We start from the raw sequence: 13,870 nt of genomic DNA, 5'->3' as shown, positions 1-13,870 counted from the left end.
CCGGCCCTTCCCTTTATTTCGCTACTACTCTTAGCGTTGCTGGGATCGATGATCCTGGGGAAGGTCTTGACATATCGTGATTCCCTGACCTATGTCATTCCATTGAAGTCCTACACGGTCTCGGAAGTGGCTTCAGGGCACCTTCCACTGTGGAACCCGTTCAATGGCCTGGGTGAACCCTGGATGGCGAATCCCCAGACGGGGGTTTTCTATCCGCCAACCTATTTCTTCCTTCTTGGAGACATGGTCGGCTTCCAGCTGTATCTTCTCTTTCATCTGATTCTTATGGCTATCGGAACAGCGATCTGGCTGCGCGGTGAGGGAAGGAGCCCGGTCGCATCCTGGCTGGGGGCTGCCCTGGTCGTTTCGGCGGGACCCTTTCTGACGGCCATCGATATCATTTTTGCCCTCTCCACTCTCACCTACCTTCCCTGGGCCCTTGTCTTTATCCGAAAGCGCAGGGCCCCTTTACTTGTCGTGACACTCTGTCTATCTTTTCTTGCTGGCGAGCCAATGGTGTTTGCTCTTATGGTGGGTACGACCTTCATCGCCGGACTCAGACAGGGATGGAAGTGGTTCTCGCTTATGGGTGTTCTGGCTCTTATGCTCCTGATTCTTTCCCCTCAGCTTGTACAGACCGTCAGCCTCTTTCTGACATCGGACCGGCTGGCTGGAATCGATCCGCTCATTGGCCTGCGCCATTCCATTTTTCCCCGGGAAATCCTGGAGATTTTTTTTGGCCAGGCATGGGGCATTGCGACACTCGAGTCCGTGTCCTTTGCTCAGCAGACCTTTCTGGTGTCTCTCTATACAGGAATCATTCTTCTTCCGGTAATCTTCTGGGCCATGCGGAGGCGCCCCCTGCGCCTCATCCTTCCGGTGGTTCTTATCGTTTTGTCCCTTGGAAGCCATTCTCCTTTTTTATGGATACTGACCTATTTTTTTGAGATATTCAGGTACCCCGCAAAGTTTCTTCTCTTTCTGCCCCTGGCCTTTGCTCCCCTGCTGGCTGGTTTTTACGATGATCGTGAACATGTAAAGCCGGTTCTGTTCTGGTTTACCGTCTTCATGGCACTCATCCTGGTTCCCTTTTCTTCCCATCCTGCAAGGCTTCTTCTCCATGGTGCCATGTTGGGTCTGATGGCATTTGTCATGATGAGAGTGCCAAAACTGCACGTTGCACTTCCCGTGATTCTTGCACTTGATCTCGGCCTTGCTTCTGCAGGAGTTCTCCCGCTTGTCCCCATCGATTTTCAAAAAACCCTGAAGCCTTTGCCGCCATTGGAGGGCAGTCTGTCCTATGCCTTTGTCAGTGATGTCGATGCGCGGGGGCCGGATTACTTTCAGAGAGAGGGATTTTACACGCCCGAAATGGACAGGCGGCTGGTTTCCATGGGTGCAGGATATTCCAATCTATATCGCCGTGCACGAATGCTGGGGACTTCCGCTCCGATGCAGACGAAGTCCTACGGCACGGGCAAGATGGTTCTTCCGGGCGTGGCCAAGTTTGTCGAAATCGATCCGGTGACCCATCGACGGATAACCAAAAGCCTGCATCCGGTCCACCCCAGGGTATGGGGTGAGGGTATCGAAGGGGCCCGGATCGAGGATGAAAGCAATCAGGCCTGGGTAACCTTTACGGCACGTGGGAATTCGACAGTACATGTCGGAATCACCTTTGCACCCCATTGGAAAGCGTACATGGAGAGCCGCCCGGTACCCATCCTCCCGGACACGGATGGATTTATCAGTTTTCTTGTCCCTCCCGGTAACCATGAAATTACCCTCCTCTATCAGCCTCCCACTCTGATCCCCGGATTCCTGGCGATTTCGGGCCTTCTCTTCACGATCCTGTGGTATCGTAGGGAGCGATGCCGACTCTGATCCTCTATCTTTACGGGCTTCTCCTTGGAGCTGTCATTGGTTCCTTTCTGAATGTCTGCATCCACAGGCTTCCGAAGGGAGAGTCCCTGATTCGTCCCCGCTCCCATTGCCCCGGCTGTAAAACGCCTATCCTCGTGCGGCACAACATCCCGATTGTGAGCTACATCGTCCTGAGAGGCAGGTGTCCCTCCTGCGGAATGTCGATCTCCTGGCAATATCCGCTGGTGGAATGTCTGACCGCCGCGGCCGGAATCGGTTCGGTCTATGCCTATGGTTTCTCTGTCCAGGCTCTTACGCTCTTTCTCTTTTCCTGCATGATGATTGTGGGCGTGGGAACCGATGTGCGAGAGAAGATCCTTCCGGATGAAATTACACTGGGAGGTACCCTGATCGGGATCGGTCTGGCCTGGGCAGGTGCTTCCGTTCCCCTCCTCTCTGCCCTGTGGGGCGGCCTGACCGGAAGTCTTCTCTTTCTTGGACTTCTCCTGGGGTACTACCTGCTGCGAGGCCATCACGGAATGGGTTTTGGAGACGTTAAGATAATGGCTCTGATCGGAGTATTCCTGGGTTTCCCGAAAGTATTGAGTGTCGTTCTTCTGGGTTCCCTCCTGGGACTGATCTGGGGGTTGGGTTTGATTCTCCTCCGTCAAAAGAGTTTTAAATACGCTCTTCCTTTCGGGGCCTTCCTTGGAGTGGCTGCCCTGTTGATCCTCTATCTCGATGTACTATGGCCCGGGATGGTAAAGAATGCGATACCTTTCTGAAATCAGAACCTTCATTATCGCCATTGTAGGTCTGCTGATCGTTATCGCAGTCGCAGGTTTTTTTGTAGTTATGCGATTCAGTGAGCAGTTTACGGACCATTACTGGAATGAAAGCCAGGGGATCCACGTCCTGATCAAGACCCTGATTGAGAGTGGAAAGGATCCTTCAGAGTACCACCACCTCCTTCTCGGGTTCGTTGTTGCAGGAAAAGATGGGGCAGTCCTGCGCGCCTATCCCCAGGGTGCTGCCGATTTCTATCGGAAGCTCAGGCCGGGGTTTCCGGTCGCGACAAGTATTACCGAGATTCCCTCCCTTGTTCCGGGGAGTGAATCTACCGATACGCTCGTGATCCTTTCCAGGACCTCTGACGATCGACGAATGGTTACCTACCATTTCAATCCGCTTCCCGCCATGCGGCGAACCGTATTAATTTACTTCATGATCATCGCCCTGGTAGCGACAGGGGTTCCCGTCCTGACCTTTTTCTTCCTTACCGGCAGGATCTCGAAACCGTTTCGCAGGTTGATCCTGGAGGCCGAACAGAGTCCTCTTGCTCCCAAGTCCTTCCATGAAGACCCGGAATTTATCTTTCAAACCCTTCAGGCTACGATCCGTGAATTGAAGCAGAGCACGCTCCAGGAACAGCGGAGGGCGGACGCACTCCACGTTCTGGCTCAGACGTTATCCCGGAATCTTCCCAGTGGGCTCATCGTCATGGATAACGATGGAAACATCATTCGGACCAGCCCTGCCGCCGAAACACTCCTTTCGCTTCATCCGTCCGAAGAGCCGGTTCATCTTCGTGGTTTACAGGAGAGGTGGCCGGTGCTGCATCGATATCTGGATGAGGTCCATTTGACGCGAAAGCCTTTACAGAGGCTCGAGTTTGAGGATGGCAGTACCAAGTTTGCCGCCACGATCGTACCCCTTTCGGATGAGGCCAACCTTCCCCTGGGAACGCTGGCCATCTTCGTGGATATGACCGAAATGGTGCGATTAGAAGAGGATCTGCGCCGACAGAGGAGTATGGCGGAACTGGGTGTCTTTGCCTCGGGAATAGCCCATGAATTTCGTAATTCCCTTGCCACGCTCCGGGGATACCTGGATCTCTTTCGTACGAAGCGTCAGGACCACTACCTGGATGAAGTCTCCAATGAAGTATCCCTCATTCTTAAGGTAATCAATCGGTTCCTGGAATTTGCCAGCCACCACAGTCTTGTTCTGGAGCCGATTCAGTTGGATCGACTGATTTTTCAAGTTACGGAGCGTTTGAAAACGGTTTATCCTGACGTCCATGTGAAGCTGTCCTGCGCGGATCTGACCATTCCCGGGGATGGAACTCTTCTGGAACAGGCCCTTCGAAATATTTTCGAAAACAGTTTTCAGCTGGCAAAATCGATAAGCATCCGGGCGGGAAAGAATGAAAAAGGAGACGTCTTTGTAGAGGTTGAAGACGATGGTCCCGGAATACCGGAGGAGCTCCGGGAAACCCTGGCACTTCCCTTTGTTTCGGGAAAGGCTGATGGGGTAGGTCTGGGGCTGGCCATCGCTTCCAAGGTGATCCAGGAACACGATGGGTCCATGAAATTTTCCAATCTGCAAGATGGTGGAACCCTGTGCAGGATGATCCTTTCAAGTGGGAGATAATGTTACATCGAGAAATATTCAAATATTTGAATATTTGAGAAACCGAAAGACAATGTTACTGACACATGTGAAGTAATTCCAGTTTTTCATACAGAGCTCATTTTTGGCACTCCCTTTGCATAACCATGGAGTGCCATGAAAAAACGCACAGGATTCACGCTTGTAGAAATGCTGGTGGTCATCGTGATCATCGGCGTGATCGTCCTCATCGCCATTCCCCAGTTTCGAAACTTCTATGTTTCGTATAAGGTACGAACGGCGACACGAATGATCCAGGCCGATATGCGTTCGGCACGGCAGACCGCTGCAACGCGGAACCGCCCGGTCATGGTTTCAGTTTATCGGGGGCCGGAGGGGTATTACACAAAGTTCTACCAGCTCCAGGACGGTGTTCCGGTGACCTCCATCGATGACAATACAAAATATGTGCAGATCGGGAATACCGTTCATTACCTTCCCGGCGGCATCGAAATGAAACTGACGGATGCGAACTATACATCCTTCACCGATCATATCGCGTTGGCGGCCGACACCGATACGAACGTGGACATTATCTTCACCGAGAGGGGAGAGAGTTACGACTATACGGGGCTTACGTTCACGGAACCGGCCAGCCCGACGTCAAACCCGGCCAGTTATACGCCGCGGATTACCCTCTACGTGGAAAATAAGACCATACCCAATAACCACTACTTCGTTGCCCTGTCCCTTTCGGGAAAGGTGCAGGCGATTTCTTACCATTCGGAGGTGTTCTGATGGATAGACGTTCGGGATATAACCTGGTAGAGGTGATCATTGCCATGGGGATCCTGGCCTGGGTTTTACTGGCCATCGCGGGCCTCTTTTCGTTCGGTACCCGTGGTGTGTATTCGGGAAAGACACAGACCAAAGCTGCAGCCCTGGCGCAGAAGGTCGTGGAGGACCTTCGAAACTTCGATACGCGCACCAAACGATATGCCATCTTTGGCTACGTGGCAACCGATTCTTCCTCCACGAATAAGACGTATGATTCCCAGACGGCCACGGCCCTCAGCGACACGCTTCTCCAGGCCATTCGGACCAACTGGGAAACCCAGGTTGAAGAACTTCCAAAGGGGTACATCGAGTGCAAACTCTATAACGTGGGAGGGACAAACCTGTCAAACTGCACCTTTATCCGATATGACCTGAAGGTCCACTGGACAGAAGGGGAGAGAGCGCGGGAACTGACCTTCAATTTTGCCTTTTAGGAGGATGCCATGAGACGACACAGACACGGCTTTACCCTTATTGAGGTTCTGGTTGCCATCACGATTTTCACCATCCTCATGATTGCTGCCCTGAAGGTCTATGACCAGAGTCAGCGCTCCTTCATTCTGGGTGAACAGCAGTCCGATGTTCAGCAGAATCTTCGCTTTGCCTTTGAAAAAGTTACCGGGGAACTTCGTCTGGCCGGTTTCGATTTCAACCATGACGCCGATGCCATGCGCCCCGATGAACAGCTGGAAGGGATCTGGCCGGGAGCCATTGTCTTCCGTGCGAACTACGATCCTTCCAACGATGAAACCAAAAACGACAGCGCCCCGACGTACATCGACAAGAATGATCCTCTGTTCAGCGTCGTTACAACAACGAACGAGGAAATTCACGCCTTTGTTCTTTCCAAGGATCCTTCACAGGCTCTAGCTGGCAGTAATGAAAAGATCGAATTCTGGGCCGATACATCCAAGCCAAGGGATGCCACGCTCACCACAATGGCAAACCAGGAAAAGATTACGATCAGTAATATTTCCCTGACCCAGAGCAAACCTCCCTATACTCTTTATCTTGTGACTTTTCCCGATGCCGATGAGCCATCCACACCGGTTTTTACGCCGCTGGCCTCTAATATCTTCTCCATGAAATTCACCTACTTCGATCAGTGGGGTGTCGATCCCACCCACGAAATTGACCCCATGAACTACGATGGTAATGAGGTTACCGGCCTGGAAAGCGATACAGCACGAAAGGCAAGGGGCTACATCTTCAATTCCGGAACAGATACTCCCTTTGTGAAAAATGTCGTTGTGGAACTGACCGGCATGGTTTCCCGTCCGGACGGAGACTATGTCGATCCCCAGGACACGAACAACGATACCAAGCACTACAGGAAGTACACTCTTTCCGGAACGGTACAGATGTTCAACATCGGGGTCATTCCCCACGAGCTGGAGGACATCACGAAGCCCTATCCGCCAACTAACCTGGCTTCCTATCCGGGGTATTGCAATGGCATCCTTGTTTCCTTCACCCCGAGTCCATCCAGCGATGTCACGCAGTACGTTTTTCAGTGGCGTGATTCTTCCTCCACCTATACCCAGCCCTTCCCGGAAGATGACCCGGCTCACACCTATTACACTTCCTCGTGGGACTTTGTGGGCACAAGCGCGTGGGTCTTCCTCCCGGCCCGTCTGAACAGTTTTGACCCGACGAGCGGGCAGGCGATCTTTGACCACTTCATCAACGGTGTTTCGTATACGATGCGAGCCTTTGCTATCGATGGTGCGGGGAACTACAGTGACGATGCCTCGAATGAATCGACGGTCATCCTCGATCCCAATCCACCCAAACCCAATCCGACTACCACGATCTTCTCAGAAGAAGTTGTAGGAACCGACGGCTTCAACCATGCTCAGGTGGTATGGACAACGACGTGTGGATACGAATCCTGTGCAGTCACGGCCGACCCCAACCCTACCAATGGAATCCGGGACTTTCTGGGTTTCAGGGTCTACCGGCTCTATGAACCTGACGACGATCCCAACCTGGATGGAACCTACGACCTGCTCGCCAAGGAGCAGGAAGTCAGGGGGGTCCGGTTCATCGATGCTCAGGCCTGTCCCTGCGAGAAATATGGCTATAAGGTCCAGACCGTGACCAATTGCCAGGACAACTACGACGATAACGTCTGTACGGGCGGTACGGGGATTTCTACACTTTCGGACCGGGTGGTGGTTACCACCCCTGACCTTACGGCCGATGGGTCGGAGATCCCAGTCAAGCCTGCCGTGGCGTATGCTACGTACGAAAATCTCAGTATGACGGAGGAATACACGGTCATGCTCCACTGGGAACCTGTCCACAAGACGACTCCCTCCGATCTGGATATCGATGTGAAGAAATACTACATCTACGAAGCCGGGCCTTTGCCTTACGGGGATCCGGTTCCCGACATGCCCACCGATCCGATCGATCTCGACGGTGATCCATCGGACGGATATATCAAACCGGCTGCGATCGATCCGAATCTGACCTCCGTCGATTTTGATCTCACCTCTGTTATCGGCAACCGTACAATCCCTGCAAACCACAGGATGTTCTACTGGGTGCGTCCCATCTTCGACTGCTCTACGGTCGTCCTGGGGGAGGCCAGCGATCCCGTTTCCGTTCCATGCTATGCGACGTGGAGCGCGGTGATCACCTATCCGGCCAACGACAACGATACGGTTACGGGCCTGGTCAATATCCAGATGACCCTGACCAATCCCGATTCGGTCCTGATGGACTATGTAAAGATACGGATCAAAAACCAGTCTAACAATGCCTATGTTCTGGATACAGACATGGTCGATCCCGATGCGGACGGCATCTATGAAGCTGCCTGGGATACGGCGGCACTATTTGCCGGAACCTATGAGATCTCTGTGACGATCATGGATGCCAACAAGTGTTTCCTGGAACTGAAACGGTACGTTCAGATTCTCCAGGCCTGCACGGTTCTTATAACTCCGGAAGACATCTGTTCCGACGATCCACGGGCGGTCTGTTTCACGATCCAGGCTCCGCCGGATAAGCCCTATTTTGTCGATGCCTTCACCTTTGCGGCGTCCGCAAACTATCGGCTCCTGGCTGTCTGGGGTACAGCCGGTACGACGACCTATGTTCTCTGGGAATCCACCCATCCTCAGGGTACCGATATCTCCGGCGGGTTGACGATTGGCACCTTTACCCAGACCAACTATCCGGCGGACCCCGGCCTCTTCAAGCTCTCCGTTCCGTCAAATCTTACGGAATATCGTCTGATTTTCGGTGACCCGATTGATGCCGGAACCGGTACCCTTAACCTCTACCTGGGACAGATCGATCTTCGGGGTGCAACCAATGTCGCCAACCAGTGTGTGATGAGTACCGGAACGGTGACCTTCGACAAAAACAACCAGAACGACTGGGTTTCTTTTGGTACGCCTCCCGTATGCGGAGGAGTGGGAAACCCGGATGTCCCGTGCTGTTCAGTCCCCACCGTGTACGAAGGAGGCACCCTGCTGACATCGGGAACCTATTACACGGTCAACTATCTGAACGGCACGATCACATGGGAGCCCCTGATTCCGAAGAAGGGGTCTGAATCCCATGCCCTTACGATCTACTACTTCAATGATGTTTTGGACATCACGTGGGAATACTATGTCTGCACGAACATCCCGCTTCTACTGGGACCCTGACCTAGGAGGAATGCCATGAAAGCACTGCAATCAGCCAAGATGAAACGGGGAAGCGCTCTCCTGGTGGCGTTGATGGTCATGGTGGTCCTGTCCCTGACCGGGCTCACCTTCCTCTACGTCTCCGACACGGAAAACGCGATTTCCAACAACTATGCACGTGCCCTGGAAACTCTGTACACGGCACAATCTGGGATCTATCTGGTCAACCAGTGGTACCAGTCCAATGCGGGTACCTTCTCCCCCGGGGGCGCCGGACTCCGTCCCCGTCTCGCCGACATGACACTCAACGCACGGCCGGGCGCAACGGATGGATCGGGATCGGGAACGGATACGACGTATAAAAATGGTGTCCAGGCCAACTTTTTCGAGCGGCCTTTCTCCGGAGCTGTGGACACTCCGGCAGTGTACAACCAGTTTTTCGGGACAGAAGATACACCCGACATGGTGATCGATATTGACGGAAACGGTGCCGATTACCTTGCGGAGATGAACGACAAGCTTTTTGGCACGGACAGCCAGCCTGACAGCAAAAAGGTCCGGATCTCCAAGCTGGAAATTTACGCTCCTCCCATGTCGCCCTATGCCGATAATCCCACCTTTTATGATGCGACAAAGGATCCGGCACGGAATACGGCCTTCGGTGTCTGCACGGTGAAGGTGACCGCGGAGATGCTCCAGGGGAGCAACGTGGTGGCGACGCGTGTCGTGCAGGGTGTCATCTCCGATATCAACTACTCCACCTCCAACGTGGCTCTCGATACGGGGGGGTCCCTGGAAGTCAACGGGGCCGCCATGGTCCACTGGGGCCATGCCCGGGCGGAAAGCAACTATGCACATAACAACTGGAACCACTTCGGGATCGGGGCAGTCTGGTGGATCGACCCCACGACGAACATGGTGGAGCCCTGTTCCGCCTGTTACGGTGATGCCACGGGTCAGCCCATGGAAGGCATCACGATGTATGATCCGTGGTTCATGTTCCGTTCAAGGGGCTCCTTTGAGATCGGGACCGGTGCCGGGAATTTCACCCTGCCCACCGGCCTGGGTGCCTGCACGGGAAATGCCGTGGCTTACACTCCCAGGGCCTACACCGGTGTATCTCCCTGGAACGATCCAACGGTAGGATTTGACTCTACCCTCATCAATCCCGCCCTTTGCACTCCCCACACGTCCAAGGGGGCGATTGACGTGGCTTACAACGTCTTTGCCTGTGACCCCAACGTAGCCTTCGGTGGCGGTTTCCGGGGTTACACCTACTGGAAAAACATCGTCACCAAGCTGGCCAAGGACAACCCCAAGGTGAAATATCTTCGCCCTGTTGCCGTCGATGCAGACCTCTGGGAAACGGGGGACGGGACGCAGAACACCTTTGAGGGCTGGACCAACGGCCAGGAGGGGATCTTCTTCTTTGAATCGCTGGACGGTCAGGCGCCCAGGAATGACCTCTCCAACGTTGTAACCGCTGAGATCAATATCAAGGGTGGGTGGTGGTCCAAGGGAGTTATCTACCTGAACGCGACGGATTTCCGGATGACCGGCGGTATGGGCTCGGGATCCACGACAACCTTCCAGGCTCCGGCCGAACCCCTCTATGAACCCTGGCCCGACAGCAAGAACAAGGTCTACGACCACCCCGACGAACGGTGGCTCAATCTCCAGTACTCCACATCGATTCCGAGCAATCCATGCTGTACTGGTCTTTACACGGTATCCGCTGCGGCGGCCGGTCAGACCAATAACGCCGGGGACACGACAACGGGGTGGGACCGCTGGGGCTACGTTAACCCCAATACGAAGTTCAGCTTTGAGGGAATCTTCTATACAACGGCTGATTTACGATTTACCGGCGGATATAACTTCTACGGATCCCTGATGGCGCGTGCGATTGGTGACGGTTCGGGATCTGCATCGGGCGGCCTGGAAATCTATTACAAGGACTCCCTCAGTTTTGGAGACCTCGGAATCACCGGTCTCCCCAACACTCTCGTGGATCAGATTATCTTCGATTATTGATACGAGTTCAGAGCTCGAACCAGATCGTTGATCTGGTTCGGGTTCACCGATAAGAGATTCAGAAAGACCCGGCCCTCCCGGTGGGTAGCAACCACGGGAGGGTCGCTGTGTAAGAGGTGGGTGAAAAGGGATTCCTCTTTCTCCTCTGGAGGCATGACTTCAATCCCCAGGGAGGGGAGATTCACAAGGGGTGTCGTTCCTCCACCAAACTGGGCATCCATGGATACAATCGCAAGAGACAGCAGCGGGTTTGTTACACCCTTGAAGATCTTTCTTCCTCGGCGGCGAAGTTTCGAAAGTGACGTCAATGCCATACCGTAAAGCGGGATCTCGGACGTCCGCCCGGACAGATGGAACTCCAGAACCCGGGTGAGGAAATGGTAGGTCTCCTTGCCGGGACGGAAGGTTCGAAAGAGGGGATGTTTGTGCATTTTATCCAGGATGGTTTTTTTTCCCACGATGATGCCTGCCTGAGGACCACCCAGGAGCTTGTCTCCGGAGAAACATACGGCATCGGCCCCGGAGTTTACAATCTCCCTGACCGTCGGCTCGTCCTGAACGCCGAAAGAACGGAGATCGGAGACAATGCCGCATCCCTGATCCACGAAGTAGTGAATCCCATGGTCAGCAGCCAGAGATGCCAGTTCGGTGTGGGAGGGAGAGGATGTAAATCCCTGGATCCGGTAATTGGAAGGATGGGTGCGAAGGATGGCGGAGGTCCGTTCTCCCATGGCATCGTGAAAATCCCTGAGGTGGGTGCGGTTGGTGGTTCCAACTTCTCGCAGAATGGCTCCACTCTCACGCAGGATCTCCGGGACACGGAAACTGCCGCCGATTTCCACCAGCTCACCCCGGGAAACAAGTACTTCCCTGCCCTCGCACCATGTTTTCAGCATGAGGAAGACGGCGGCAGCATTGTTATTCACGACCAGTCCGGCTTGGGCCCCGGTCAGGTGCTTCAATAGATTTACCGTTAAAAAGTTTCGATCCCCGCGACTCCCATCGGACAGGTCCATCTCCAGTGTGCTGTATCCCTCCATCTCCCCGGGGGGAAGAAGGGGAAGCGGAGATCGGCCAAGATGGGTGTGAATCAGGATGCCCGTGGCATTGACGACCCTTCGTAACGGAGACTGCAGCCTTTCTTTGACCTGGGTAGCCAGATCTTTCTCCGAAGGGATGGATGCATGACGATCCATTACGTCCCTGCGTACCATATCGAGGATCTCACGCAGGGTCTCCGCCACTCTTCCATGCCCGAACAAGTCTATCAGGTTTGAAAATGAAGCAGATTCAAGAAGCCGACCGACAGCTGGAATCTTTCGAGGTGCTTGCGTACCCTTGACCATGGATGTATTATAACTACCGTGTCAAAGAGTCACCTCGATGTGAAACTTGTCCGGGTATCCGATGCGATCGATTCTCTCCAGAAGGAGTGGGAGCTTTTCTTCCAGGGTCTGCGAAAGTTGCCGCCATTCAAGGAAAAAACCTTGCTGGAGACAGAACTTCGCTCTTTGAGAAATTCAACGATCCAGGATAATTCCCTTCGGTTCAGGATGCAGAATCTTCAGTCCCGGTTTAATGTCTATGCTGAAATGTGGAATCGCCGGATGCGTGAACTTGAGGAAGGTCCTCTTCACTTCAAACGCAGGAAAATCGTCAAAGCCCAGATCCAGCAGCAGATGGAAGAACTGAAGTGTTCCGATGAGTCCTCCGGACGCCACGAAGCGATCAAACCTTCGGATGAGAAGATGCAGGAAATTCTGATCCACGATCCCAGAGCGGAGACGGGACTCCTGAAGAATCTCTTCGACCGGTATCTGGATGAAGCGGAGCGAACGACCCATCGTCGACCCACGATATCCTTTGATGCCTTTGCCAACCATCTGAGCCAACAGATCGAAAGCGTTGAGCGTAAAAGGCAATGTGCCGCTGTAGCCGTGTCGCTGTCCCACGACGAAGAAGGTAAGGTCAAGGTTAAGTTCAAGGCGGTCAAGGAGGCGCAGTGACCCGCATTTTAACAGTGTTTTTTTTCATCCTCGCCCTGGCATGGGGATGTTTTGGCCAGGTTTATATGAGTCAGATGAACCCGGATGTGCCCCTGGATGCCCAGATCCTGGAACTTGTTCGACGTATTGAGACAAACCCGGATAACCCCGGCCTTCATAATGATCTCGGAGTAAAGCTTCAGGCCCGACGCTTTCCCAAGGATGCCATGCGCGAGTTCAAGAAGGCCATTGAGGCGGATAAGACCTTTTATCCCGCATGGTACAACCTTGGTGTGTACTATCTGGAAAACGGGCAACGCTTCAAGGCATTGCGCGCTTTGAAAAAAACCTTAAAACTGAAAAAGGGACACGACCTGGCTGAATACCACCTGGGAGATCTTTACTATGCCTGGGGAATGACGAAACGGGCGGTCCGGCACTACGCCAAGGCGTTCAAGATCAATCAACATGTATTTGATCTTTCCTACAATCCTTCCGCACTTAATAATGAAGTTCTTTCGCTTGTTGCCGAGTACTATTACCGGAAATACCGGGGATCGAATGTCGTTCCCTACCAGGAAACTCCAGACAGTCTCCGGCTGAAAATGGAAGAAATTGAAAAAGCGAAAGAGGCAGAGCGCCAGGCTGCACTGGAAGCCCAGAGCAAGGCTGAAGCTGAAGCTCAGAAAAAGGCGGAGGAGGCAAAACCTGCTCAGCCAGAAGATGCTCCCAAACCGGAGGAAGCCAGGAAAGCCTCTCCTGAAGAAACCCAGCAGGCACCACCCCAGCCACCCCAGAAACCTGAAAGGCCTAGCCGCCGACCGATGCAGAAGCCGTAACCTAATACATAGAATTGATAAAATTCAGGGGATTCGACGACCCCAAAATAAAAACTCCCAAATATGGGAGCGATAGGACAGAAGTTATTGAATTGAGGTAGTACAGTGGAGGCTAAGCAACACGTTTTACAACTTTTTCCTCAGCCAAACACCGCGTACAATTATATCATTGGAGGCTTGAGTGTGGGGGTTTTGAGTTCTTCTGACATCGAGAATCGATTAATCAGTTTTGCATTAACCCTCTACTTTCAACATCGTGAAGATCTGTTCAGGGTGT

At 53.4% G+C, this 13,870-nt stretch carries 10 protein-coding genes; 9 read left to right on the top strand and 1 reads right to left on the bottom strand.

The genetic code is table 11. The features are described 5' to 3' along the window. Positions 1-66 precede the first annotated feature (66 nt). The 7 genes from PLD04_13485 to PLD04_13455 all read left to right on the top strand — a co-directional run bounded on the left by PLD04_13485 (position 67) and on the right by PLD04_13455 (position 10,769). Positions 67-1,884, top strand: coding sequence for a hypothetical protein (locus PLD04_13485; protein HXK69341.1), 1,818 nt, complete (start codon positions 67-69; stop codon positions 1,882-1,884). Beyond that, positions 1,872-2,648, top strand: a complete 777-nt coding sequence (locus PLD04_13480; protein ID HXK69340.1) for a prepilin peptidase — start codon at positions 1,872-1,874, stop codon at positions 2,646-2,648. The genes PLD04_13485 and PLD04_13480 overlap by 13 nt, the downstream gene beginning before the upstream one ends. Next, positions 2,632-4,296, top strand: a complete 1,665-nt coding sequence (locus tag PLD04_13475; GenBank protein ID HXK69339.1) for an ATP-binding protein — start codon at positions 2,632-2,634, stop codon at positions 4,294-4,296. Before PLD04_13480 ends, PLD04_13475 begins: the two co-directional genes overlap by 17 nt. Positions 4,297-4,431: 135 nt before the next feature. Continuing rightward, the gene (locus PLD04_13470; GenBank protein ID HXK69338.1) at positions 4,432-5,052 is read left to right on the top strand and encodes a prepilin-type N-terminal cleavage/methylation domain-containing protein; all 621 of its coding nucleotides are present in this window, start codon (positions 4,432-4,434) and stop codon (positions 5,050-5,052) included. Next, entirely contained in the window at positions 5,052-5,525 is a 474-nt protein-coding gene (locus tag PLD04_13465) for a hypothetical protein (GenBank protein HXK69337.1), read from the top strand. The genes PLD04_13470 and PLD04_13465 overlap by 1 nt, the downstream gene beginning before the upstream one ends. Positions 5,526-5,534: 9 nt before the next feature. Further along, positions 5,535-8,756 (top strand): prepilin-type N-terminal cleavage/methylation domain-containing protein, encoded by a 3,222-nt coding sequence (locus tag PLD04_13460; protein HXK69336.1) that lies wholly within the window; start codon positions 5,535-5,537, stop codon positions 8,754-8,756. A gap of 15 nt (positions 8,757-8,771) precedes the next feature. Next, on the top strand, positions 8,772-10,769 hold the full coding sequence (locus tag PLD04_13455; GenBank protein HXK69335.1) for a pilus assembly PilX N-terminal domain-containing protein: 1,998 nt from the start codon (positions 8,772-8,774) through the stop codon (positions 10,767-10,769). Here the strand turns inward: PLD04_13455 and selA are convergent. Then, the gene (gene selA / locus PLD04_13450) at positions 10,763-12,115 is read right to left on the bottom strand and encodes an L-seryl-tRNA(Sec) selenium transferase (protein HXK69334.1); all 1,353 of its coding nucleotides are present in this window, start codon (positions 12,113-12,115) and stop codon (positions 10,763-10,765) included. The two genes, PLD04_13455 and selA, sit on opposite strands and share 7 nt — an antisense overlap. Before the next feature lie 18 nt (positions 12,116-12,133). Between selA and PLD04_13445 the strand changes: the two genes are divergently transcribed. Both PLD04_13445 and PLD04_13440 read left to right on the top strand, forming a co-directional pair. After that, positions 12,134-12,775, top strand: coding sequence for a hypothetical protein (locus tag PLD04_13445; protein ID HXK69333.1), 642 nt, complete (start codon positions 12,134-12,136; stop codon positions 12,773-12,775). Further along, positions 12,772-13,593, top strand: a complete 822-nt coding sequence (locus tag PLD04_13440) for a tetratricopeptide repeat protein (protein ID HXK69332.1) — start codon at positions 12,772-12,774, stop codon at positions 13,591-13,593. Before PLD04_13445 ends, PLD04_13440 begins: the two co-directional genes overlap by 4 nt. Positions 13,594-13,870: the final 277 nt, after the last annotated feature.

Source organism: Thermoanaerobaculia bacterium (genome assembly GCA_035593605.1).
Taxonomy (GTDB): domain Bacteria; phylum Acidobacteriota; class Thermoanaerobaculia; order UBA2201; family DAOSWS01; genus DAOSWS01.
Note: the sequence above shows the minus strand (reverse complement) of the source record. Positions and strands in the feature narration are given on the sequence as shown.

Bases quoted from the DNA above. Each gene is read 5' to 3' on its own strand.
- PLD04_13480 (HXK69340.1), top strand. From the start codon at position 1,872: ATGCCGACTCTGATCCTCTATCTTTACGGGCTTCTCCTTGGAGCTGTC.
- PLD04_13475 (HXK69339.1), top strand. From the start codon at position 2,632: ATGCGATACCTTTCTGAAATCAGAACCTTCATTATCGCCATTGTAGGT.
- PLD04_13470 (HXK69338.1), top strand. From the start codon at position 4,432: ATGAAAAAACGCACAGGATTCACGCTTGTAGAAATGCTGGTGGTCATC.
- PLD04_13465 (HXK69337.1), top strand. From the start codon at position 5,052: ATGGATAGACGTTCGGGATATAACCTGGTAGAGGTGATCATTGCCATG.
- PLD04_13460 (HXK69336.1), top strand. From the start codon at position 5,535: ATGAGACGACACAGACACGGCTTTACCCTTATTGAGGTTCTGGTTGCC.
- PLD04_13455 (HXK69335.1), top strand. From the start codon at position 8,772: ATGAAAGCACTGCAATCAGCCAAGATGAAACGGGGAAGCGCTCTCCTG.
- selA (HXK69334.1), bottom strand. From the start codon at position 12,115: ATGGTCAAGGGTACGCAAGCACCTCGAAAGATTCCAGCTGTCGGTCGG.